The following is a 21,165-nucleotide window of genomic DNA, read 5'->3' as shown; positions in this document are numbered from 1 at the left end:
CGGGGCCTGGTGGCCGGGTGCGGCTGCGTGCGTGGTGACCGTGCGCGGGCCCCGCGCGAGCGGCGTCATCGGGAGCGGCGGCGGGACTGCCAGACGGCGGCCGCCGCGAGGGCGGCCACCGCCGCGATGCCCGCGAGCAGTCCCGCGGAAGGACCGCCGTCCCCGCCCGGGGCGGCCTTCGGCTCCTCGTGCGCACCCTCGGCGAGCGGCTCGCCACAACCCTGCGCCGGGTAGCCGGAGATCGCGCACAGCAGCGCCGCGCTGTTGTAGCGCAGCGGCTTCGCCACCGAGGCCAGCGCCTCGGCCGTCGTGGCGTCCGGGGCCACCTGCGCGCAGGCGGTGCGCGGCCCGGCCTGCGGCGGCGTCTCGCCCGAGGGCGAGTCCTCGGGGACGCCGAAGTCGATGACCAGGGCCACCCGCTTCTTGCCGTCCACCGCCGGGGTGCCCGCGCAGACCGCCGCGAAGTCGGCGTCCGTACGCGGCCGGGACGCCCGGTCCCCGGCGTCCTTGCTCACCGCGAAGCGGAATCCCTCGACGGTCCCGTCCGCCGGGCGGGCCGCCGTGCCCTGCGTTGCGTACGCCCAGGGGCCCTTCGCGCCGCCGTCCCAGAAAGACCAGTAGCGGTAGCTGGACGCCAGCGCCGGGGACGCGGCGAGCAGGGTGAGGAGGACGCCGAAGGCGACGGCGAGAGCGGGCAGCCTGCGCATCAGACCTGGTTCTTCTTGCGGCGGCCGCTCAGCAGGAAGCCGATGCCGACGCCGGCCGCGGCGCCCGCGCCGATGATCCAGCCGAGGTTGCCGTTGCCGCCCTCGTCGGCCTTGTCCGCGTCCTTGGACATGCCGCCCGTCGCCGGGGTCTGCGGGGCCGGGCCCGTCGCGTTCAGCGCCGCGACGAGGTCGGTGCCGCCGAAGGCGCGCGGGTCGGTGCCCGTCGCGTGCGCGGTGAGGACGAGGGTGCCCAGGGCCGCCGGGTTGCCCTTGGCCCACTGCGCCGAGTTGGCCTTGAGCCACTCCAGCGCTCCCGCCGCCGACTGCTTGTGGCCGGCCGCGGCCAGGGCGATGACGGCGTCGGCGGTGTTGCCGGTGTCGGGCATCGGCTGGTCGGCGCCGGGGGTGGCGGCCGTCAGGTGGCCGTCCTTCTTGAGGGCTTCGGCCAGGTACCCGGCCGCTCCCTGGGCGGCGGCCGCGGGGTCGGCTCCGTCCGCCGGGCAGGCCGGGGCGGTCGCGGGCGTGTCACCGGCGGCCGGGGCTACGACCGCGCCCTTGCCGAGGCCGGCCAGGGTCGCGGCGGCCGTCGCGTCGGCGTTGGCGGGGAGCTTGCCGTCGGTCGGCTGGTATCCGAAGGCGCCCCGGTCGGAGGCCGGTTCGGCGTCGCAGCCCAGCCGGAAGGAGAGCAGGCCGTCGTACGCGGACTTGCCCGCCTTCGACTTGACGTCGCCCGGCTTCTCGCCCGCCACGGCCAGCGCGCTGATGACGACGGAAGTGGAACTGGCCTCGCTCGGGGAGCCCGGGACGTACGCCCAGCCGCCGTCCTCGTTCTGGACGGACTTGAGCCAGTCCACGCCCTTCTTGACCTCCGCGGCGTGGCCGCCCAGTGCCTTGAGGGCCTGCACGGCCACCGCGGTGGCGTTCGTGTCGAGCGGCGTCGCCGGGTCGCACGCCTTCGTCGCGTCCGCGCGGAAAGAGGCGAAACCACCGTCGGCGCACTGCTGGCCGCTGAGCCAGGCGACGGCCTGCGGGGCGGGCCGCAGACCGACCGTGTGCTGGGCGAGCAGCGCGAACGACTGGCGCCAGACACCGTCGTAGGTCGGGTCGGCCTGGCCGAACAGGCCGGAGGGGATCACCGGCGCCGGGGAGGGGGAGGGAGCGGCGAGGGCGGCGGGGGCGGCGCCCAGGCAGAGCACGGCGGAGGCGGCGAGCGCGGCTGCGCTGCGACGGACGTTCATGGCGGGGCGGGTGCCTCTCGTGCTGGGGGAGCGGAGGCAGGCACACGCGGTACCGGGCTCCGGCTCCGCATACCTCGACGGTGCCGTCCGCCGGGGACCCGGCGGCACGAGCCGCGCACTCCCGACGGGGCATCCCGGCTCCCCGCCCCGGCGGCGCCGGATGCGGGTCACGGTTGCGGGTCAGCGCCGGATTCGCACCGGCTTGCCCCCGTACGGAGTGTGGACGACGGCCTTACTGTACCGGTCCGGGTCCGGCCCCTCGGGGGCCGCCTGCCGGGGGCACAACTCGGTAGCGCCCCTTACACGGTGCCGGGTCCACACCTCCCGCTTGCCCGGGTGCGTCGCGTCACACAGGCCCGGGTGCGTCGCTCACGCCGCCCGGGTCCGCCGCGTCACACCGCCCGGTACGTCACGGGGTCCGTGTCCGGCACCGCTTCCGCCCGGCCCTGCTTCACGAGCCAGCGCAGGTGCGCTTCCGCCTCGGAGACCGCGATGTGCCTCGACCCGTACGGGATCTGCCCCCAGGGCCGGTTCCACTCCATCCGCTCGGCCAGCCCCCACGGGGTCAGCGGCTCCGCCAGCAGCTCCCACAATCCGGCCAGCCGCTCCTCGTGGTGGGTCAGCAGCTCCCGCACCCGGGCCGGGGCGTCGGTGAACGGGTGCTGGTGGGCGGGGAGCACCTCCGCCGGGCGCAGGCGGCCGACGCGTTCGAGGGAGTCGAGGTAGTCCCCGAGCGGATCGGTGACCCGCTCGTCCTCGGGATCCTCGTAGAGCCCGATGTGCGGGGAGATCCCGGGCAGGAGGTGGTCCCCGGAGAAGAGGCGGCCGTTGCCGGGGAGGTTGCCCGGGTGGGCCTCCTCCAGGTGCAGGCAGACGTGGCCGGGTGTGTGGCCGGGGGTCCAGATCGCACGCAGCGCCCGCCCGGCGAGCGGCAGCAGCTCGCCGGGGACGATCTCCCGGTCCGGGACGGCGGCCCGCAGCCCGGGCAGGGTCCGCATCCGGCCGCTCGCCCGGGCCGCCCGCAGCGGGGCGATGTGTTCCTCGGGGGCGCCGGCGGTGGCCAGCTTCTCGCTCATGTAGTCGAACCAGACACCGGGTTCGCGGGAGCGGGTCCGTACGACGACCTCGGTGTCGGCGGCGTGCATGGCGATCCAGGCGCCCGACACCTCCCGGACCCGCCCCGACAGGCCGTGGTGGTCGGGGTGGTGGTGGGTGATCACCACGCCGTGGACATCGGCGGCGGCGATGCCGAGCGCGGCGAGCCCGGCCACGAGGGTGTCCCAGGACTGCGGATCGTCCCAGCCCGTGTCGATCAGGACAGGTCCGCGGCCGGTGTCCAGGAGGTGGACGAGGGTGTGCCCGAGCGGGTTGTCGGGGATGGGGACCTTGATGCTCCACACGCCCCCGCCGTGGTCGGTGACCTGAGGTGGGGCGAGGGGTGTCATGCGGGCTCCCTGGAACGAGAACGTGTTGCATTGGTCGCCCCAGTCCACCATCCGGGCGGGTGTTCTGACTAGTCGTCGGACGCGCCCCCGTGGCGGTCGTGCCGGCGCCGTGGACTCCTGCAACTAGAACTGGTATCAGTTCTGGGACGCCCAGCCCGCTGGTAGCCGCAGGAGGCCTTGCCATGACCGAGCTCGTGGAACACGGACAGCTGTTCATCGGCGGGCAGTGGACGGATCCGCTGGGCGACGCCACCATTTGCGTCGTCTCGCCCCACACCGAGCAGGTCATCGGCAGCGTCCCGCACGCGAGCGCGGCGGACGTGGACCGCGCCGTCGCCGCCGCCCGCAGGGCCTTCGACGAAGGGCCCTGGCCCCGGATGACCCTGGACGAGCGGATCGCCGTCGTCTCCCGGATCAAGGACGCCATCGCCGTACGGCACGAGGAGATCGCCCGCTCGATCAGCTCCCAGAACGGGTCCCCGTACTCCTGGAGCGTCCTCGCCCAGGCGCTCGGTCCGATGATGGTCTACGACGCCGCGATCACCGTCGCCCGCGACTATCCGTACGAGGAACACCGCCGAGGCGCCCTCGGGCCGATCCTGGTGCGGCGCGAACCGGTGGGGGTCGTCGCCGCCGTCATCCCGTGGAACGTCCCGCAGTTCGTGGCCGCGGCCAAGCTCGCGCCCGCGCTGCTCACCGGGTCCGCGGTGATCCTCAAGCCCTCGCCGGAGTCGCCGCTCGACTCCTACATCCTGGCGGACATCGCGCGGGAGGCCGGCCTGCCCGAAGGCGTGCTGTCGATCCTGCCCGCCGACCGGGAGGTCAGCGAGTACCTCGTCGGCCACCCCGGCGTCGACAAGGTCGCCTTCACCGGGTCGGTGGCGGCCGGCAGGCGCGTCATGGAGGTCGCCGCGCGCAACCTGACCCGGGTCACCCTCGAACTCGGCGGCAAGTCCGCCGCCGTGATCCTCCCCGATGCCGACCTGGAGTCCGCCATCGCCGGGATCGTCCCGGCTGCCTGGATGAACAACGGGCAGGCCTGCGTGGCCCAGACCCGCATCCTCGCGCCGCGCAGCCGCTACGGGGAGGTGGCCGAGGCCCTCGCGGCAGCGGCGGGCGCGCTGGTCGTCGGAGACCCGCTGGACCCGGCGACGCAGCTGGGGCCGCTGGTGGCGAAGCGGCAGCAGCGGCGCTCGCTGGACTACATCCGGATCGGGCAGGAGGAAGGCGCCAAGATCCTCACGGGTGGCGGCCGCCCGTCGGGCCTGGAGCGGGGCTGGTACGTCGAGCCCACCCTCTTCGGCAACGTCGACAACTCGATGCGGATCGCCCAGGAGGAGATCTTCGGGCCGGTGGTGTGCCTGATCCCGTACGGGGACGAGGCCGAGGCGGTACGGGTCGCCAACGACTCGGAGTTCGGCCTCAGCGGCAGCGTCTGGACCGCCGACGTGGAACACGGCCTCGACTTCGCCCGCGCCGTCCGCACCGGCACCTTCAACGTGAACACCTTCAGCCTGGACATGCTGGGGCCGTTCGGCGGCTACAAGAACAGCGGCGTGGGGCGGGAGTTCGGGCCCGAGGGGCTGAGCGAGTACCTGGAGCACAAGATGATCCACCTGCCGGCCGGGTACCAGGCACCCGGGGCCGGTGCGTGATGGGCGACCGCTGGCAGGTGGAGGTCGACCGCGGGGTCTGCATCGGATCGGGCATGTGCGTCAACCACGCTCCGGCGGGCTTCACCCTGGACTCGGCACGCCAGTCCCACCCCCGCGAGCCGGAGACGGACGCGAACGAGCCGCTCCTGACGGCGGCCGAGGGCTGCCCGGTGGAAGCCATCACCATCACCCTCCTGACCACGGGCGAAGCGGTCTTCCCGCCGGAGGAGTAGGAACCGCCGGGCTGGTTCAAGGGGCCTGCTGCCCCTGCGCGGTGAGTGCCTTGAACAGCGCCTGGGGGGTGTTCTCCTCGGAGTCGGCCCCGTGGCCCCCCCGTCTGGGGCTGGGCGTAGCCGGTACGACGAACCTGCCGTCCGTCCGCGACGCGGCGGGTGCGCTGGTCGCAGCCCTCAACGAGCGGCTGCGACCAGCGCGTTCCTAGCCCTGGTTCGCGATCTGCTCGACGATCCAGCCGCCGAGCTCCGTGGTCATCAGGGTGTGCGGCTCGTTCTGCGAGGCCAGCCTGAAGTGGTCGAGTTCGCTCGTCTCCGGGTTGAGGCCGTCGATGTTCGCGTACAGGTCGGCGTCGGTGGTCACGTCGCGGATGGCGACGGCGCTGACCGAGGGAACGAACGAGTGGTGGCGGATGTGGGCGCTGGTCTTGAGTCCGAGGATGGGCGACTGCTCGTTGAGCTTGTCGGCCAGGATGCCGAAGCCCTCCAGGGTGCCGCCGGGGGCCCCGTCGATCTCGGGCAGGTCGTCGGTCGGCACCTCCTTGGCCGGCGGCGGGGTTACCAGCCGCAGAGTCGCGACGATCTGGTTGTCGCCGCCGCGCTGGGCGTAGAGGTGGGTGCCCAGGATGCTCAGGCCCTTGCCCTCGACCGCGTGGTCGCCGGGCTTGATGCCGTTGCCCTGACCGGTTGCCACGCCGTTGGCGACGCCGATCTTGACCGGGACCGCGGGCCAGTTGCCCATCCGGTTCAGCTCGGCGAGGAACTGTTCGCGCATCTCGTCCGCGCCGGGCTTGCCGTCCCACTCCGCGATGTGCCAGGCCAGCAGCTGTCGGGCGGCCGGGCTGTTGATCTGGCGGGAGAAGGCGTCGTTGAGCTTCCGCGAGTAGTGCGCGAACGCCTGGAGGCCGAGGGGGATCCAGGCGCCGCGGTGCGGAGTGTCGTACGACCAGTAGAGGCCGGTCTGGTGGTCGATCCGTTGGTCCTCCATCTTGGTGAGGGCGTAGCGGGTGACGAGGCCGCCCATGCTGAAGCCGCCGACGGCGAGCCGGTGGTTGCCCTGACGCTCGTTGCCGGCGCGCACGATCGCTTCGATCGCGGCGTCCGCGTTCTGCTGGATGGCGGCGCTGCGCTCGTGGAAGCCGAGGACGATGACATCGTGGCCGCGGCGGCGCAGCTCGCTGAAGAAGGCGTACTCCCCCCAGTCCAGGCCCTGCCACAGCATGTCGATGCTGCTCGATCCCATGTTGAAGCCGTCGGCGGCGATCACGGGCTTGGTCAGCCGGTCGCTGCCCTCGGCGTAGTAGACCCAGGCGGTGCCGCCCGGAAGGTCCCATACGTCGTTCGTGACCGGTGGGATCTGGGTGGTGGGCTCCTCGGGCCCGGGCGTCAGGAGGATGGGCGAGGAGGCGAGGGCCTCTCGGATCTGCTGCTCGGTGGCCTGCGGCTCACTCATGGACGGGTCCCTTCGCGGACGGTTACAGAGCGTGCCTATCTGAGCACGGAAAGTAGCCGAACATCCAGTGCTGCGATCGCGGAGGGAGGGGAGCGGACGGGGCGGCCGGGCCCAGGATGACTGCAAAGACGTCGATACGGACATTCGTGTGGGTGATCATGCGAACGCAATTACGAATCGAGCGCCGTGGATCCCGACTGGTGTTCCCCGTGGTCGCCTCGATGGACGACCAGCCCCCGCCGCGGCCCCCGATGACTCGTTCAGGCCCTTTCCGGCGCCGTCAGGTCGATCAGGCGGCAGACCGTCTCGATGTCGATCTTGACCTGGGCGATCGAGGCGCGGCCCGAGAGCCAGGTGATCAGCGCCGAGTGCCAGGTGTGCTCGATCACCCGGACCGCCGAGAGCTGTTCCGCCGTCGGGGCGGACTCCAGGCCCATCGCGTCCAGGATGATCGCCGTCGTCAGCCGCGAGACCGTGTCCACCTCCGGGCTCACGCTGCGGTCCGCGAACGTCAGGGCGCGGACCATCGCGTCCGCCAGGTGCGGCTCCCGCTGGAGGGCCCGGAAGGCGCGCATGAGGGTCTCCGCGACGCGGGCCGCCGGGTCCTCGGCCGCCGGGGGCCGTTTGCGCAGCGTCGTGTGCATGTGCTGGAGCTGGTCCTGCATGGTGGCCACCAGCAGGTGGACCTTGGAGGGGAAGTACCGGTACAGGGTGCCCAGCGCCACGCCCGCCGCCTCCGCGACCTCGCGCATCTGGACCGCGTCGAACCCGCCCCGGCCGGCCAGCTGCGCGCTGGCGTGCAGGATCCGCCGCCGACGCGCCTCCTGGCGCTCCGTCAGGGGCGGGGACGCCGGTGTGGTCACGGCCTTCGCTTCCACTGTCATCTGTCCTGTTCCAAGGCGTTCCGTGTCGTTTGGCGGGGGCTGCGCGCGCCGGGTTCGCCCGTCGGCATGTCAGCCGCCGGAGCCGTGGCGTGAATCACCTGCTCCGCCTCTTACGGTGTGGTTTCCGGCCGGTAGATTCAATGCTTCGACGGATCAAGTCTGAAACTTGTTCTACATTATGCGAGCCGTTACGCTCCGGCGAAAGTGCAGGGAGAAGGGGGTCGAGAGTGACCGCAGAGGCCATGGTGGCGAGCCCTTTCGCGGGTTCCGTCGCCGACGGCGACCGCCCGTTGCGCATCGCACTCCTCACCTACAAGGGGAACCCGTTCTGCGGTGGCCAGGGCGTCTACGTCCGGCACCTTTCGCGCGAGCTCGTACGGCTGGGCCATTCGGTCGAAGTGATCGGCGCACAGCCCTACCCGGTCCTCGACACCGGCGCCACCCTCACCGAGCTGCCGAGCCTGGACCTCTACCGCAGCCCCGACCCGTTCCGCACCCCGGGCCGCGACGAGTACCGGGACTGGATCGACGCCCTTGAGGTCGCCACCATGTGGACCGGTGGCTTCCCCGAGCCGTTGACGTTCTCCCTGCGGGCCCGCCGGCATCTCGCCGCGCGCGCCGGGGACTTCGACGTCATCCACGACAACCAGACCCTCGGCTACGGCCTGTTGGGCGAGCTGGGCGCTCCGCTCGTCACCACGATCCACCACCCGATCACCGTGGACCGGAAGCTGGACCTGGCCGCCGCCAAGGACCGCAAGAAGCGCCTCTCCGTCCGCCGTTGGTACGCCTTCACCCGCATGCAGGGCCGCGTGGCCCGCCGCCTGCCGTCCGTGCTGACCGTCTCCGGCTCCTCCCGGCAGGAGATCGCCGAGCACCTCGGCGTGCGCGACGAACGCATCCACGTCGTCCACATCGGCGCCGACACCGACCTGTGGTCGCCCGACGCCTCCGTGGCGCAGGTGCCCGGGCGGATCGTGACGACCTCCAGCGCCGACGTGCCGCTCAAGGGGCTCGTGCACCTCGTGGAGGCCCTGGCCAAGCTGCGCACCGAACGGCCCGACGCCCACCTGGTCGTCGTCGGCAAGCGCGCCGAGAAGGGGCCGGTCGCCCGCGCCATCGAGACGTACGGGCTCCAGGACGCGGTGCGGTTCGTGAAGGGCATCACCGACGCCGAGCTCGTCGACCTGGTGCGCAGTGCGCAGGTCGCCTGCGTGCCCTCCCTCTACGAGGGCTTCTCGCTGCCGGCCGCCGAGGCCATGGCCACCGGTACCCCGCTCGTCGCCACCACCGGCGGTGCGATCCCGGAGGTCGCCGGGCCCGACGGGGAGACCTGCCTGGCGGTGCCCCCCGGCGACGCGGGCGCCCTGGCCGCCGCGCTGGGCCGGCTGCTGGGTGACGAGCGGCTGCGCGCCCGTCTCGGCGCCGCCGGACGTGAGAGAGTCCTGGCCCGGTTCACCTGGGCGAAGGCCGCCGAGGGGACCGTGGTCCACTACCGGGCCGCCATCGAGCAGGCCCGTACCCGCCGCTCGCGCTGACACCGTTCCGCTCCACCCCCCGTACACCCCCGCGACCCGCGAAGGCAGGACCCCGTGCTGACCGTCGATTTCTCCCGGTTCCCGCTCGCCGCCGGCGACCGCGTGCTCGACCTGGGCTGCGGCGCAGGCCGGCACGCCTTCGAGTGCTACCGGCGCGGCGCCCAGGTGGTCGCCGTGGACCGCAACGGCGAGGAGATCCGCGAAGTCGCCAAGTGGTTCGCCGCGATGAAGGAGGCCGGGGAGGCGCCCGCGGGCGCCACCGCCACCGCCATGGAGGGCGACGCGCTCGCCCTGCCCTTCCCCGACGAGTCCTTCGACGTCGTCATCATCTCCGAGGTGATGGAGCACATCCCCGACGACAAGGGCGTCCTCGCCGAGATGGTGCGCGTGCTCAAGCCCGGCGGCCGCATCGCGATCACCGTGCCGCGCTACGGCCCCGAGAAGATCTGCTGGGCGCTCTCCGACGCCTACCACGAGGTCGAGGGCGGCCACATCCGCATCTACAAGGCCGACGAACTGCTCGGGAAGATGGAGGCGGCGGGCCTCAAGCCGTACGGCACGCACCACGCGCACGGCCTGCACTCCCCGTACTGGTGGCTCAAGTGCGCGTTCGGCGTCGACAACGACAAGGCGCTGCCGGTGAAGGCGTACCACAAGCTCCTGGTCTGGGACATCATGAAGAAGCCGCTGGCGACGCGGCTCGCCGAGCAGGCCCTCAACCCGGTCATCGGCAAGAGCTTCGTGGCGTACGCGACCAAGCCGCACCTCCCCCTCGGCGCGGCGAAGTGAGCACTCCCGGACGCACCGAACACCTGGTCCTGGACGGCGTGCTGACCGCCGAGCAGGCGGCGGGCACGGTGGCCGGGATCCTCGCGGCGCAGCGCGCCGACGGGGCGATCCCCTGGTTCCGCGGCCATCACCTGGACCCGTGGGACCACACCGAGGCCGCGATGGCGCTCGACGCGGCGGGGGAGCACCAGGCCGCGGAGCGGGCGTACGAGTGGCTGGCGCGGCACCAGAACGAGGACGGCTCCTGGTACGCGGCCTACGCCGACCGGCCGGACGGCGTGGACACCGCCGAGCCGCAGGACGCGAGCCGCGAGAGCAACTTCGTCGCGTACATAGCGGTCGGGGTCTGGCACCACTACCTCGCGACGGGCGACGACCCGTTCCTGGACCGGATGTGGCCGGCGGTGTACTCGGCCGTGGAGTTCGTGCTCGCCCTCCAGCAGCCGGGCGGCGAGATCGGCTGGAAGCGGGAGGCGGACGGTACGCCCGTCGGCGACGCGCTGCTGACCGGGTCCTCCTCCATCCACCAGGCGCTGCGGTGCGCGCTGGCCATCGCCGACCACCGCGGGGACCCGCAGCCGGACTGGGAGCTGGCGGCGGGCGCGCTGGGGCACGCGATACGGCGGCACCCGGAGCGGTTCCTCGACAAGTCGCGGTACTCGATGGACTGGTACTACCCGGTGCTGGGCGGCGCGGTCACCGGCGCCCAGGCGAGGGCGCGCATCGACGAGCGGTGGGACGAGTTCGTGGTTCCGGGGCTGGGTGTGCGGTGCGTGCTGCCGAACCCGTGGGTGACGGGCGGCGAGTCGTGCGAGCTGGCGCTGGCGCTGTGGGCGATCGGGGAGTCGGACCGGGCGCTGGAGATCCTGCGCTCGATCGGGCACCTGCGCGCCGAGAACGGCATGTACTGGACGGGATACGTCTTCCAGGACAAGGAGGTCTGGCCGGTCGAGCAGACGACCTGGACGGCCGGCTCGCTGCTGCTGGCCGTCGCCGCGCTCGGCGGCGACGAGGCCACGGGCGAGGTCTTCGGCGGTCTGTCCCTGCCCGCGGGCCTCGAACCGGACTGCTGCGGCCGGGAGCAGGACCAGAGCCCCGCCCGGTAAGGGCCCCCGGGGCCGGGTAAGGGCCGCTGGAGCCGGGTAAGGGCCGCCGGAGCCGGGTAAGGGCCGCCGGTGAAAAGCGCCCCTATACGTCCGGCTCCCTATACTTCGACGCATGCAGCCCATGACGATCAGGCGCGCCGCCGCCCGGGACGCGGAGCGCCTCACCGCACTGGTCCAGGGGTCCCGGGCCTACTCGGGTGCGTACGCCTCGATCGTCTCCGGCTACCGGGTCACGGCCGACTACATCGCCCGGCACGAGGTGTTCGCCGCCGTCGGCCCGGACGGGCAGGTGCTCGGCTTCTACTCCCTCGTCCTGGACCCCCCGGAACTGGACCTGGCGTTCGTGGCGGACGACGCCCAGGGCGCGGGCGTCGGACGGCTCCTGGTGCGGCACATGACCGCACGCGCCAGGGACGCCGGTCTGCCCGGCGTGCGCGTGGTCGCGCACCCTCCGGCGGAGGAGTTCTACCGGCGCCTGGGGGCGCGGCGGGTGGGCGTGGTGCCCCCGACACCGCCGAGGATCGGCTGGGAGCGCCCGGAGCTGTGGTTCGACACGGGCCTCGGAACGCCGGCGGCCGCCACGTCGGAGGTGGCGGCGGCCGGGAGCGGGCCTCGGGATCAGCGGCGGTAGAGCCAGCCCGAGACGAGGTGACCGATGAAGAGGTAGACCACCGCCGCCAGGCCGTAGCCGACCACCACCTGGACCCACTCGCGGTCGAAGGTGAACAGGTCGTACGACCAGCCGGCGAGCCAGGTCGCGGCGTCGTGGACGAAGTCGACCAACGCGTTACCCCGATTGGCGTCCAGCAGGTAGAGCAGGATCCACAGGCCGATCACGAAAGCCAGCACGTCTGCCAGGACGGCCACGGCCCGGCCCAGGCCGCTACCTCGCGCAGGTGCTCTGGTGTATGTCCGCATGTCCCGCGTCTTGCCGCCGCACGGCGGAACAAACCCCGAACGGGTCCCCCAAGTAGCGGAGTCGGGCGGCCCGGGCCAGGCTGCGGAGGACACCTCAGTCCCCGGAGGCAACCGTGTCCCACCCCACCACTTCCGTCCGGATCCGCCGCGCCCTGACGGCGGCCCTGCTTTCCTGCGCGCTCCTGGCCGGTGCGACCGCCTGCGGTTCCGGCGGCGGCTCCGGCACCGTCACCAGAAGCCAGGACGACGACGTCTCGGTCGCCGTGGCCGCCTTCGCGGAAGCCGAGGGAGCCGCTGCGGCCGCCGACGTCCAGGCCGCCGCCGCCGAGCCGTCGCCCAGCACCTCTGCCGAGCGGCAGAAGTTCGCCAAGACGCGCTTCGTCGCCAACGCCGGTCTCGCGGCCGGGGCGACCTACCAGTGGATCGTCAAGCCGTACCAGGCGGGCAAGTTCAAGAAGGGCGCGAAGGGCCGTACGTTCGCGCTCGTCAAGGCCGGCCTGGCCGGCGCCTTCGCCTACAACCGGCTCAAGGCGGCCATCAACAACGCCAAGGGCGACCCGCTGCTGTCGAAGGCGGTCGCCCCGCTCACCTCGGGCATCGAGTCCCTCAAGGGTCTCGGTTCGAAGCTCCGCAAGGGCGACGCGAACGACGCCGACATCAGCAATTTCCAGAACGTGATCGGCGGCGTCAAGGGCGCCGGCCAGAGCGCCGGCGCCCCCGTCGAGGACCAGGTGCCGAGCCTGTCCCAGCTGCGCGGCTAGGCCCGCCCGGACCTGGCGGCGCCCCGGCGGGCCGGGCGAACAGCCCCGGCCCGCCCCGGCGCCGCACTGTCACACCCCCCTCGTAGAGTCGCAAGGGTGAACCGAGACGACGCCCAACACCCGACGGACGCGCCCGAACTGCTCCGGGACGTACACGCCCGGCTGCTCCCCGTGGACGCGTTCACCCCCGAGCTCGCCGGGGCCATGCGCTACGCGCGCGTGGTCGCCGACGGGCTCGTCTTCGCGTACGCCCTCGACGGCCCCACCGGCGTGCGGATCCTCACCGACCACGACGTGGAGCGCGCCGGGCTCCAGGAGCTGGGGCGGGCCGGGTACGCCAACCTGATGCGCGTACCCGTCGAATACGCGCGGGTGCCCGGACGGGAAGGGGCGCGGCTGCACTCCCTGTACGGCGACTCCCACTTCGTCGCCAGCAAGGCGCTGTTCCTGTCCGAAGTGGCCCGGCAGGTCACCGGTGAGCCGCTCCCGGAAGCCGGCGCCCTCGTGGTCGTGCCCGGCCGGCACAACCTGGTGTACCACCCGATCGGCGACGGCTCCGTGGTCGATGCGCTCAACACCCTCGCCGAGTACGCGTTGGGCGCCCACGCCGACGGGCCGGGCGGGCTGTCGCCGCGGGTCTACTGGTGGCACGACGGCCAACTCACTTCGCTCACCGTCATCGACGAGGAGAGCCGCACCGTCTCCGTCCAGCCGCCGCCGCGCCTGCTGGCCCTGATGAAGGGCCTGGTCGGTCTGGACCGGGCGGGCCGGCTCGCCACCCCGGCCACGGCCGACGCCCCCGACGTCGATCGGCTCACGCACACCACCGCCGAGTCGATAGGCCGTTTCGCCCGGGACCCGGCAGGGCTCGGCGAGGCCTTCGGCTCCGCCCTCGCGCTCGCCCACGCGCACTGCGCCGACGATCCGGATGCGGGGAGCATCGACACGTGGGAGGCGTGGGCGACCGCCGTTCAACTCGGCTCCGCGCTGTTCGCCGGCGCGCAACCGCAGGAGTGCCAACTGGGTGAGGACCTCGTCAGGCAGCTGCCCGAGACGCCCGCCGAACCGCCCGCGGACGTGCGCGCCTGGCTCGACGCCCTGTACGTCGCGATCGTGTGCCGCCAGCACGAGCGGATCGGCAGGCTGTGCCGGGTGCCGATGGCGAGGCTGCGCGAGGACGACTCGGTGGACGAGTACGTCCTGCACTGGGCGGACACCCTGCGGACCTATTTCTCCCGGGGGCCGATGGACGACGTCGTGGAGAAGCTCCTCGCCACGATGGAGACGTCCAGGCCCGAGGCCCTGACGCACGCGCCGAAGGACTTCGTGAACCGGGTCGACTACCAGCCGGTCGCCCTCTTCCACCGCCTCGTCGCGGGCGACCAGGAGGCCTTCGCCAAGGCGCTGGCCGAGGCCCTCGCGGAGCACGGCGGCTACTGGGACGGGTCGGGGGCGCCGCGCGCCCGGCTGGCGCTGGGGCCGTTGGCGATGGCGAGCCTCGCCTACGACCGGGGGTTCCCGGTCGACCCGAAGCAGCCGTACCTGCCCGCCTACCTGCTCAACCGGGAACGGATAGAGACCATCCCCGACGCCGGGGTCCCCGCCTAGGATGGACAGATGTTCGGATTCCTGCTCTTCGCCGTCGTCGCAGCCGTGACCGGGTGGCTGGTACGGCGCGTGCAGCGCCGACGGGCCAAGGCCGGTTCCCCCGCCGGCATCCCCTGCATGGCCCGCCACCCCGAGGGCCGGGGACGCTGGCGGTCCGGCCGGGTCCACGTCGACCAGGGCGCGGCCCGCTGGATCCCCCGGCGGGGCCCGGCCGTCGACCTGGCCGGCGCCCGCGCCACCGCCGTCCGGCCGACCTCGGTACGGGAGGGCCTGTCCATCAACCCCGGCTCCCGCATCGTCACCTGCGCCCCCGTGGCCGGCCCCGCCATCGAGATCGCCGTGATGCCGCTGGACCTGCGGGAACTGCTGGCACTGGTGCCGGAGGCGGGGGACGTCGCCCGGTGAACACCTCACCCCCGCCGTCCGCAGCAGAGCCGGCAGAGGGGGCGCCCCTGCGCGTGGGCGCTCTCGTCCCGCTGACCCGGCCCGGCTGGGCCGAGGCGGGCCGGCACCTGCTCGCAGGACTCGACCTGGCCGCATCCGAGGTCAACGCCGCCGGCGGGATCGACGGCAGACCACTGGAACTAGTGGTCCGGGACACCGCGGCCGATCCCGGGCGGGCCGCGGCAGCCGTCGACGAACTGGCCGGTCTGGGCGTGGTCGCCGTGGCGGGTGAGTACCACAGCGTGGTCGCCCGAGCCGCCGCCGCCCGGGCCGACGCCCTCGGGGTGCCGTTCCTCTGCTCGTCCGCCGTGCTCGACGCGCTCACCGAGGAGCCGACGCAATGGGTCGCGCGCCTGGCCCCGGCCCAGTCCCACGGCTGGCGGATATACGCCCACTTCCTCCTCGGTGCGGGTCGGCGCCGGATCGCCGTGGCGACCCAGCCGAGCGTCTACTGGGCGTCCGGGACCCGCCTCCTGCGGGACCACCTCGCTCCCCGCGGCGGCACCGTCCTCGAACTCGACGCGAACGCGCTCACCCCGGAGGCCCTGTGCGACGCGCTCGCCGACCACGGCGCGACGGCGCTCCTCCTGCTGGTCGGCCATCCGGAGCCGGCGGTGCCGATCGTCAGGGCCGTCCGGGGCGACCGGCGGCTCGCGGAGGTCCTGATCGGCGCTCCCGCCGGACAGCCGGAGTTCGCCGAATGGGATGCGGCGCTGGGCGAGGACGGCGCCGGGATCCCGTTCCTGCGCTACCTGCCCGAGCGCCTGGGTCCGCTCGGCGAACGCGTCGGGAAGGAGCTGCGCGAACGGTTGGGTGAAGCGCCCTCCTTCGTCGCCTTCGAAGGCTGGGACACCGTCACCGTCCTCACCGCGGCACTGCGTTCCCACGGCACGGAGCGGACGGCCATCGCCGGCTCATGGCCGCGCGTGGCGGTCGAAGGAACCCGCGGACCCATCCGGTTCTCCCGCACGCCGGGCATCGGCGTCTGGCAATGGGCTTGGACGCCGGTCCAAGTCGTCGACCGGGACCCGGCCCGGCCCGACCGCTTCCGGATCCTCCACCGCGGCTGAGACGGCTCGGCCCCATGGCCTGTCGGCGTAGGACGTGTCTTTCGGATCGTGCCGGGCTTCCGGCCTGATCCAAAAGACACGCCCTGGACTAGGTGTTGAGTTCCGCGAGGACGCGCAGGGTGCGGGGGTCAGGGGCCGTCAGGAGGAGGTCGGTGACCGGGCCCCCGCGCCACAGGTCGAGGCGTTCCGCGATCCGCTCGCGCGGCCCGATCAGGGAGATCTCGTCCGCGAACGCGTCGGGGACCGCGAGCACCGCCTCCTCCTTGCGGCCGGCGAGGAACAGCTCCTGGATGCGGCGGGCCTCCTCCGCGTAACCCATCCGGGCCATCAGGTCGGCATGGAAGTTGCGCGCCGCGTGGCCCATGCCGCCGATGTAGAACCCGAGCATCGCCTTCACCGGGAGCAGCCCCTGCGCGACGTCGTCGCAGACCTCGGCGCGGGCCATCGGCGCGATCATGAAGTTCTCGGGGAGCGCGGTCAGGGATGCCTGGTAGACGTCGGTGCGGGCCGGCGACCAGTACAGCGGGAGCCAGCCGTCCGCGATCCGGGTCGTCTGGGCGATGTTCTTCGGGCCTTCCGCACCGAGCAGGACCGGCAGGTCCGCGCGCAGCGGGTGGGTGATGGGCTTGAGGGCCTTGCCGATGCCCGTGGCGTCGGGCCCGCGGTACGGGTGGCTGTGGAAGCGGCCGTCGAGCAAGACGGGTGCCTCGCGGCGCAGCACCTGCCGGATGACGTCCACGTACTCCCGGGTCGCTGTGAGCGGGCTCGCGGGGAACGGGCGCCCGTACCAGCCCTCCACCACCTGCGGCCCCGACAGGCCGAGCCCCAGCATCATCCGGCCGCCCGAGAGGTGGTCCAGGGTCAGGGCGTGCATGGCGGTGGCGGTGGGGCTGCGGGCGGCCATCTGCGCGATGGCGGTACCGAGCCGGATGCGGGACGTGTGCGCGGCGATCCAGGTCAACGGGGTGAAGGCGTCCGACCCCCACGCCTCGGCCGTCCACACCGAGTCGTACCCGAGCCGCTCGGCCTCCGTCGCGAGGGCGAGGTGGTCCCGGCCGGGGCCGCGGCCCCAGTAGCCGAGTGCGAGTCCCAGGCGCATGAGCGGCCCCCCGTGAGTCCCGGTGAGTCCCGTACGGGCACTCACCTGACGGTGCATCAGGAGACTGTAGGGCAACGGCCCCCCACCCGGAAGGGCGGGGGGCCGTCGGGGACGCGTGGGAGCTATCCGCGCTGGATGCCCGAGGTGTCGTTCAGGACGCCGCGGCGGCCGTCCTGGGTCTGGGCGATCAAGGTGGACTCGCCGCGCTGCTCGACGGCCAGGTACCAGGTGCCGGGGGCGAGCTCCGCGATCGGGGTGTGCGAACCGTCCTCCGGGAAGAGCGGCCGGGCCACCGGGACGGCGAACCAGAACGGGGAGAAGTCAGCCCCCGGGCCCGGCGTCGGGGCCTGGGCCGCGCCCTGCGGGCCCGGAGCGGGCGTCGGCGTGCCACCGTACGGCGGGACCGGCTGCGGGGTGGACCCGTACGGCTGCTGCTGGGCGCCCGGATAGCCGTACCCGGCGCCGGGCTGGCCACCGAACGGCGGGACGGCGGCCGGCCGCGGCTCGGGGACGAGCTGACCGGCCAGTGCCGGGATCTTGGGCCCGGCGACGGCCACACCGGCCAGCGCGAGGGCGGCGAGGAAGGACAGGATGCAGCCGGCGCCGGGGTCCGCCCTGACGGGGCAGACGATGAGCGACCACAGCGCGTTCCAGGCGGCCGCGACGGCGAGCACGGTGCCCCAGGCGGCGAGCGGCAGCCCGAGGACCTTGCGGGACTCCGGCTGGAAGCGGGAGGCGATCAGCAGCCCCGCCGCGACGAACCCGAGCAGGAAGATCGCGGGTAGGGCGAGGCCGCTGTAGTCGGTGTTCCACACGCTCGGCATATCGGCGCCGGTGACGGAGTAGAAATCGAGGAACGAGGCGATGAACAGCAGCGCCGCTGCTCCGATCACCACGCCGTCGCCTCGAGTGAGGGAGCGGATGTTCACGTCTTAGGTGTCCTTCTCGGTCTCGGTCGTCTCGTGGTGCCGCGGTCGCAGATCAGAGCTGGAGCGGGGCGGGCGGCACCATGGTACGGAGGTTTTCCGTGGCCGAGAGGGCCGGGGCGGCGGGCGGCCCCGGTCGGGGACTACCCGCCCAGGAAGCCGACGATACCGTCCGCGATGCCCTGCGCTGCCTTCTGGCGCCACTGCGGATTCGTCAGCTGCGCCGCGTCCTTGCTGTCACGCATGTTGCCGCATTCGATGAACACCTTGGGCCGGGTTGAGAGGTTCAGTCCGCCCAGATCGTCGCGGATGACCAAACCGGTGCCGCTGCCGAGGTAGTTGGCGGGGCTCGATCCCGTCGTACGGCCGAAGTTGCTCGCGATGCGTTCGCCGAGCAGCCGGGAGGGCTCCACGATCTTCGCGGTGTCCGCCTTCCCGCTCTTGACCTCGGCCGGGAGGATCACGTGGTAGCCGCGGCTGCCCTCGGAGACGCCGTCCGCGTGGACGGAGACGACGGCGTCGGCCTTCGCCTCGTTCCCGATGCGGGCCCGCTCGTCGATGCAGGGGCCCCAGGCGCGGTCCGTCTCGTGCGTGAACACCACCTTGAGGCCCTTGGCTTCCAGGAGGGTGCGCAGCCGTCGGGACACGTCCAGGGTGAACTCGGCTTCCATGTAACCCGAGTTGGTGGTGGTGCCGGTGGTGTCGCATTCCTTGCGCTTGGTGCCGATGTCCACCTGGCGGTCGATCTCGGCGGTGTGGTCGAAGTTGCCGGTGTTGTGCCCGGGGTCGACGACCACGGTCCGGCCGGCCAGCGGGCCCTTGGCGGGCGGCTGCGCGGAGCGGCTGGTACCGGTGGGGGTGGCGCCGGTGGCGCCGGCCGCGGTGTTCGGCTTGCCGTCCAGGCCGGTGGCGTGGGACGCGGGCAGCGGCGCGGCGGCCGGGGGCGGCTGCCGGTCGGGTCCGGACCCGGTCAGCGCCTGGGTCAGCACCCAGGCCGCCAGGGCGGCCGGGACGAGGGACGCGGCCGCGATGGTCAGTCCGGAGCGGCGCATGAACCAGCGCCGGTCCGGACTGATCGAAGAGGCGGACTCGGGGGGCGGGGGACTGTCGTCGTAGCGCACGCCGCGATGCTAGACCGGCCCCGCCCCGGGGGACCGGAGCTGGGCCATTCGAGGGCGTGGTCTGCTTATATGCCCGAGGGGGGACGGGACGAGTGCTAGATGCCCTCGCCGGTACGCCGCAGGACGCGCAGCGAGTCCGTCACCGAGACCTCCTCGAAGGCCCCGGAGGCGAGCGCGCGCAGGTAGATCCGGTACGGGGCCTGCCCGCCGTCGGCCGGGTCCGGGAACACGTCGTGGATCACCAGGGTGCCGCCCACGGCCAGGTGCGGGGCCCAGCCCTCGTAGTCGGCGTTCGCGTGCTCGTCGGTGTGGCCGCCGTCGATGAAGACGAAGCCCAGCGGGCCGCCCCAGGCAGCCGCCACCTGCGGAGACCGGCCGACGATCGCGATCACGTGCTCCTCCAGGCCGGCCCGGTGCAGGGTGCGGCGGAAGGTCGGCAGCGTGTCCATCAGCCCGATCTCGGGGTCCACCACCGTCGGGTCGTGGTACTCCCAGCCCGGCTGCTGCTCTTCGCTGCCCCGGTGGTGGTCGACGGTGAGCGCGGCCACGCCCGCCTCACGGGCGGCGTCGGCCAGCAGGAGGGTGGAGCGGCCGCAGTACGTGCCGACCTCCAGCAGCGGCAGGCCGAGCGCCGCCGCCCCGGCCGCGGCGGCGTACAGGGCGAGCCCCTCGCCCACGGGCATGAACCCCTTGGCGGCCTCGAAGGCGGCGAGGGTCTCCGGCTTGGGGCTGGCCATGGTGGTTCCTCCTGCTGAGCGGGGTGCGCGTGGGCGGCCCATGCTGCCCTACCGCCGGGTAGGGGGCCACGGGCGGGGGGTGCTCGGCCCTGCGGCACGACTCACGCAGGGTGAAGTCGGGGTGGTGGATGGAGGCCGATTTCCGCTCTTGAGGGTGGAGTCGTGGGATTCCGGCCACGCGGGGCGCCACGGCGTGATTACGCTCGGCGACAGACCGAACCGGACGCCGCACGGCGTGACTTGGGGGTGACCGCTCCGTGGTCCACAACCGCGAACTCGATCCCAGCGCCTCTCCGCTGGACTACTACGGCGCCGAACTGCGCCGCTACCGCGAAGCCGCCGGCATGAAACAGGCGCAGCTCGGAAGCTGCGTCTTCTGCACCGGATCGCTGATCGGCATGATCGAGAAGGCCCGCAGGGTGCCGACCCGGGACTTCTCCGAGCGGGTGGACGCGGCGCTCGACACGGGAGGCTTCTTCTCCCGGCTGGTGGGGCTGGTGCTGCGGAGCCAGCTGCCGACGTGGTTCCAGGCGTACGCGGAGATGGAGGCGCGGGCCGGGTGCATCTCCACGTTTCAGGCGCAGCTGATCTACGGGTTGTTGCAGACTCCGGCGTACGCGCGGGCGGTCCTGGGCGCGCGGAGCGACGGTGATCTGGACGGCAAGGTGGCCGCGCGGTTGGACCGGCAGCGGATCCTGGACCGCGAGGACCCGCCGCTGATGTGGGTGGTGATGGGTGAGGCGGCGCTGTATCAGGAGATCGGTGGCCGTGACGTCATGCGGGAGCAGCTGGCCCATTTGCTGGTGCTGCAGGAGCGAGAATGGGTGAACGTGCAGATCCTGCCGTTCGAGGCGGGCGCGCACGCGGGACTTGATGGCTCGTTCACCTTGCTGCGGTTCGATGACGGGCACGACATGCTCTATACGGAGGACCTCGTCCAGGGTCATATGACGGCCAATCCGCAAGCGCTCAAGCGGGGTTCGCTCCGATACGATCTTTTGCAGGCCGCCGCCCTCTCCGTGGAGGACTCGGCGGCACGGATCGCCCGCGTAATGGAGGAGCGTTATGGACACCATCCAGCACATGACGGGCGCGGTGTGGCGTAAGTCCTCGTACAGCGGGACCACCGGCGGCGACTGCGTCGAGTGCGCCCCCCTCGGCGGTGCCGAGTGGCGCAAGTCCTCGTACAGCGGCAGCAATGGCGGCGAGTGCGTCGAGGTCGCCGCCCGGCCCTGTGCCGTCGCCGTCCGGGACTCCAAGAACCCCGGTGGGCCCGCCTTCACCGTGAGCCCCGACGCCTTCGCGGAGTTCGTGCGCGGTCTCTGAACGGGTTCCGGGCCCGGTTACGGCGTGAGGGCGATCCCGCGCGCCGGAACCGGGCCTTCGTCGTGTCCGGCGTCGGACGGCGGGTTCGGTCGGATCCCGGAGGCGAT

22 protein-coding genes are annotated in these 21,165 nt (G+C 72.9%); 12 read left to right on the top strand and 10 right to left on the bottom strand.

The window, feature by feature from the left end; all coding sequences use genetic code 11:
* Positions 1 to 65 precede the first annotated feature (65 nt).
* The 3 genes from IE207_RS02450 to IE207_RS02440 all read right to left on the bottom strand — a co-directional run bounded on the left by IE207_RS02450 (position 66) and on the right by IE207_RS02440 (position 3,390).
* A complete protein-coding gene (locus IE207_RS02450; RefSeq protein WP_190182307.1) occupies positions 66 to 707 on the bottom strand; it encodes an SCO2322 family protein in 642 nt (213 codons plus the stop codon).
* Positions 707 to 1,945 carry an SCO2321 family membrane protein gene (locus IE207_RS02445; RefSeq protein ID WP_190182306.1) on the bottom strand — a complete coding sequence of 413 codons (1,239 nt, stop codon included), beginning with the start codon at positions 1,943 to 1,945 and terminating at the stop codon, positions 707 to 709. The genes IE207_RS02450 and IE207_RS02445 overlap by 1 nt, the downstream gene beginning before the upstream one ends.
* Positions 1,946 to 2,337: 392 nt before the next feature.
* Positions 2,338 to 3,390 (bottom strand): Strvi_7410 family MBL fold metallo-hydrolase, encoded by a 1,053-nt coding sequence (locus IE207_RS02440; protein ID WP_190182305.1) that lies wholly within the window; start codon positions 3,388 to 3,390, stop codon positions 2,338 to 2,340.
* 182 nt (positions 3,391 to 3,572) lie between these two features.
* Between IE207_RS02440 and IE207_RS02435 the strand changes: the two genes are divergently transcribed.
* Complete coding sequence (locus IE207_RS02435) at positions 3,573 to 5,045, top strand: aldehyde dehydrogenase (protein ID WP_190182304.1); 1,473 nt, start codon at positions 3,573 to 3,575, stop codon at positions 5,043 to 5,045.
* On the top strand, positions 5,045 to 5,278 hold the full coding sequence (locus tag IE207_RS02430) for a ferredoxin (protein ID WP_190182753.1): 234 nt from the start codon (positions 5,045 to 5,047) through the stop codon (positions 5,276 to 5,278). The genes IE207_RS02435 and IE207_RS02430 overlap by 1 nt, the downstream gene beginning before the upstream one ends.
* 205 nt (positions 5,279 to 5,483) lie before the next feature.
* On the opposite strand, the gene IE207_RS02425 is transcribed toward IE207_RS02430, so the two are convergent.
* Together IE207_RS02425 and IE207_RS02420 are read right to left on the bottom strand one after the other, a co-directional pair.
* Entirely contained in the window at positions 5,484 to 6,731 is a 1,248-nt protein-coding gene (locus IE207_RS02425; RefSeq protein ID WP_190182303.1) for an esterase/lipase family protein, read from the bottom strand.
* 260 nt (positions 6,732 to 6,991) lie between these two features.
* Complete coding sequence (locus tag IE207_RS02420; protein ID WP_190182302.1) at positions 6,992 to 7,615, bottom strand: TetR family transcriptional regulator; 624 nt, start codon at positions 7,613 to 7,615, stop codon at positions 6,992 to 6,994.
* A 227-nt stretch (positions 7,616 to 7,842) separates the two neighbouring features.
* On the opposite strand from IE207_RS02420, the gene IE207_RS02415 reads away from it, so the two are divergent.
* From IE207_RS02415 to IE207_RS02400, 4 genes are all read left to right on the top strand, one after another.
* Complete coding sequence (locus tag IE207_RS02415) at positions 7,843 to 9,153, top strand: glycosyltransferase family 4 protein (protein ID WP_373304655.1); 1,311 nt, start codon at positions 7,843 to 7,845, stop codon at positions 9,151 to 9,153.
* A 54-nt stretch (positions 9,154 to 9,207) separates the two neighbouring features.
* Positions 9,208 to 9,942 (top strand): class I SAM-dependent methyltransferase, encoded by a 735-nt coding sequence (locus IE207_RS02410; protein WP_190182301.1) that lies wholly within the window; start codon positions 9,208 to 9,210, stop codon positions 9,940 to 9,942.
* Positions 9,939 to 11,048: a prenyltransferase/squalene oxidase repeat-containing protein gene (locus tag IE207_RS02405; protein ID WP_190182300.1), complete on the top strand. Its 1,110-nt coding sequence runs from the start codon at positions 9,939 to 9,941 to the stop codon at positions 11,046 to 11,048. The genes IE207_RS02410 and IE207_RS02405 overlap by 4 nt, the downstream gene beginning before the upstream one ends.
* A 112-nt stretch (positions 11,049 to 11,160) precedes the next feature.
* The gene (locus tag IE207_RS02400) at positions 11,161 to 11,679 is read left to right on the top strand and encodes a GNAT family N-acetyltransferase (protein ID WP_190182299.1); all 519 of its coding nucleotides are present in this window, start codon (positions 11,161 to 11,163) and stop codon (positions 11,677 to 11,679) included.
* Here IE207_RS02400 and IE207_RS02395 read toward each other — a convergent pair.
* Positions 11,667 to 11,966, bottom strand: a complete 300-nt coding sequence (locus IE207_RS02395) for a hypothetical protein (RefSeq protein WP_190182298.1) — start codon at positions 11,964 to 11,966, stop codon at positions 11,667 to 11,669. The two genes, IE207_RS02400 and IE207_RS02395, sit on opposite strands and share 13 nt — an antisense overlap.
* 113 nt (positions 11,967 to 12,079) lie before the next feature.
* On the opposite strand from IE207_RS02395, the gene IE207_RS02390 reads away from it, so the two are divergent.
* The 4 genes from IE207_RS02390 (at position 12,080) to IE207_RS02375 (ending at position 15,849) form a co-directional block, all read left to right on the top strand.
* Positions 12,080 to 12,727 carry a hypothetical protein gene (locus IE207_RS02390; protein ID WP_229873254.1) on the top strand — a complete coding sequence of 216 codons (648 nt, stop codon included), beginning with the start codon at positions 12,080 to 12,082 and terminating at the stop codon, positions 12,725 to 12,727.
* 96 nt (positions 12,728 to 12,823) lie between these two features.
* Positions 12,824 to 14,335 (top strand): immunity 49 family protein, encoded by a 1,512-nt coding sequence (locus tag IE207_RS02385; RefSeq protein ID WP_229873252.1) that lies wholly within the window; start codon positions 12,824 to 12,826, stop codon positions 14,333 to 14,335.
* Between the two features lie 9 nt (positions 14,336 to 14,344).
* A complete protein-coding gene (locus tag IE207_RS02380) occupies positions 14,345 to 14,740 on the top strand; it encodes a DUF2550 family protein (RefSeq protein ID WP_190182297.1) in 396 nt (131 codons plus the stop codon).
* Positions 14,737 to 15,849 (top strand): ABC transporter substrate-binding protein, encoded by a 1,113-nt coding sequence (locus tag IE207_RS02375; RefSeq protein WP_190182296.1) that lies wholly within the window; start codon positions 14,737 to 14,739, stop codon positions 15,847 to 15,849. Before IE207_RS02380 ends, IE207_RS02375 begins: the two co-directional genes overlap by 4 nt.
* A gap of 88 nt (positions 15,850 to 15,937) precedes the next feature.
* On the opposite strand, the gene IE207_RS02370 is transcribed toward IE207_RS02375, so the two are convergent.
* The 4 genes from IE207_RS02370 to IE207_RS02355 all read right to left on the bottom strand — a co-directional run bounded on the left by IE207_RS02370 (position 15,938) and on the right by IE207_RS02355 (position 19,732).
* A complete protein-coding gene (locus IE207_RS02370; protein WP_190182749.1) occupies positions 15,938 to 16,948 on the bottom strand; it encodes an LLM class F420-dependent oxidoreductase in 1,011 nt (336 codons plus the stop codon).
* A 122-nt stretch (positions 16,949 to 17,070) separates the two neighbouring features.
* Positions 17,071 to 17,877 carry a hypothetical protein gene (locus tag IE207_RS02365; RefSeq protein ID WP_190182295.1) on the bottom strand — a complete coding sequence of 269 codons (807 nt, stop codon included), beginning with the start codon at positions 17,875 to 17,877 and terminating at the stop codon, positions 17,071 to 17,073.
* Positions 17,878 to 18,017: 140 nt separating this feature from the next.
* The gene (locus IE207_RS02360) at positions 18,018 to 18,995 is read right to left on the bottom strand and encodes an N-acetylmuramoyl-L-alanine amidase (protein WP_229873251.1); all 978 of its coding nucleotides are present in this window, start codon (positions 18,993 to 18,995) and stop codon (positions 18,018 to 18,020) included.
* Positions 18,996 to 19,090: 95 nt separating this feature from the next.
* The gene (locus IE207_RS02355) at positions 19,091 to 19,732 is read right to left on the bottom strand and encodes a class I SAM-dependent methyltransferase (protein ID WP_190182294.1); all 642 of its coding nucleotides are present in this window, start codon (positions 19,730 to 19,732) and stop codon (positions 19,091 to 19,093) included.
* Between the two features lie 257 nt (positions 19,733 to 19,989).
* Between IE207_RS02355 and IE207_RS02350 the strand changes: the two genes are divergently transcribed.
* Entirely contained in the window at positions 19,990 to 20,838 is an 849-nt protein-coding gene (locus IE207_RS02350; protein WP_190182293.1) for a helix-turn-helix domain-containing protein, read from the top strand.
* A complete protein-coding gene (locus IE207_RS02345; RefSeq protein ID WP_190182292.1) occupies positions 20,798 to 21,058 on the top strand; it encodes a DUF397 domain-containing protein in 261 nt (86 codons plus the stop codon). The genes IE207_RS02350 and IE207_RS02345 overlap by 41 nt, the downstream gene beginning before the upstream one ends.
* Positions 21,059 to 21,165: the final 107 nt, after the last annotated feature.

The organism is Streptomyces cirratus, assembly GCF_014650775.1.
Lineage (GTDB): Bacteria > Actinomycetota > Actinomycetes > Streptomycetales > Streptomycetaceae > Streptomyces > Streptomyces cirratus.
The sequence above is the reverse complement of the archived record's forward strand: the minus strand, read 5'-3'. Positions and strand labels throughout refer to the sequence as shown.

Bases quoted from the DNA above. Each gene is read 5' to 3' on its own strand.
- IE207_RS02450 (WP_190182307.1), bottom strand. From the start codon at position 707: ATGCGCAGGCTGCCCGCTCTCGCCGTCGCCTTCGGCGTCCTCCTCACC.
- IE207_RS02445 (WP_190182306.1), bottom strand. From the start codon at position 1,945: ATGAACGTCCGTCGCAGCGCAGCCGCGCTCGCCGCCTCCGCCGTGCTC.
- IE207_RS02440 (WP_190182305.1), bottom strand. From the start codon at position 3,390: ATGACACCCCTCGCCCCACCTCAGGTCACCGACCACGGCGGGGGCGTG.
- IE207_RS02435 (WP_190182304.1), top strand. From the start codon at position 3,573: ATGACCGAGCTCGTGGAACACGGACAGCTGTTCATCGGCGGGCAGTGG.
- IE207_RS02430 (WP_190182753.1), top strand. From the start codon at position 5,045: ATGGGCGACCGCTGGCAGGTGGAGGTCGACCGCGGGGTCTGCATCGGA.
- IE207_RS02425 (WP_190182303.1), bottom strand. From the start codon at position 6,731: ATGAGTGAGCCGCAGGCCACCGAGCAGCAGATCCGAGAGGCCCTCGCC.
- IE207_RS02420 (WP_190182302.1), bottom strand. From the start codon at position 7,615: ATGACAGTGGAAGCGAAGGCCGTGACCACACCGGCGTCCCCGCCCCTG.
- IE207_RS02400 (WP_190182299.1), top strand. From the start codon at position 11,161: ATGCAGCCCATGACGATCAGGCGCGCCGCCGCCCGGGACGCGGAGCGC.
- IE207_RS02395 (WP_190182298.1), bottom strand. From the start codon at position 11,966: ATGCGGACATACACCAGAGCACCTGCGCGAGGTAGCGGCCTGGGCCGG.
- IE207_RS02380 (WP_190182297.1), top strand. From the start codon at position 14,345: ATGTTCGGATTCCTGCTCTTCGCCGTCGTCGCAGCCGTGACCGGGTGG.
- IE207_RS02370 (WP_190182749.1), bottom strand. From the start codon at position 16,948: ATGCGCCTGGGACTCGCACTCGGCTACTGGGGCCGCGGCCCCGGCCGG.
- IE207_RS02355 (WP_190182294.1), bottom strand. From the start codon at position 19,732: ATGGCCAGCCCCAAGCCGGAGACCCTCGCCGCCTTCGAGGCCGCCAAG.
- IE207_RS02345 (WP_190182292.1), top strand. From the start codon at position 20,798: ATGGACACCATCCAGCACATGACGGGCGCGGTGTGGCGTAAGTCCTCG.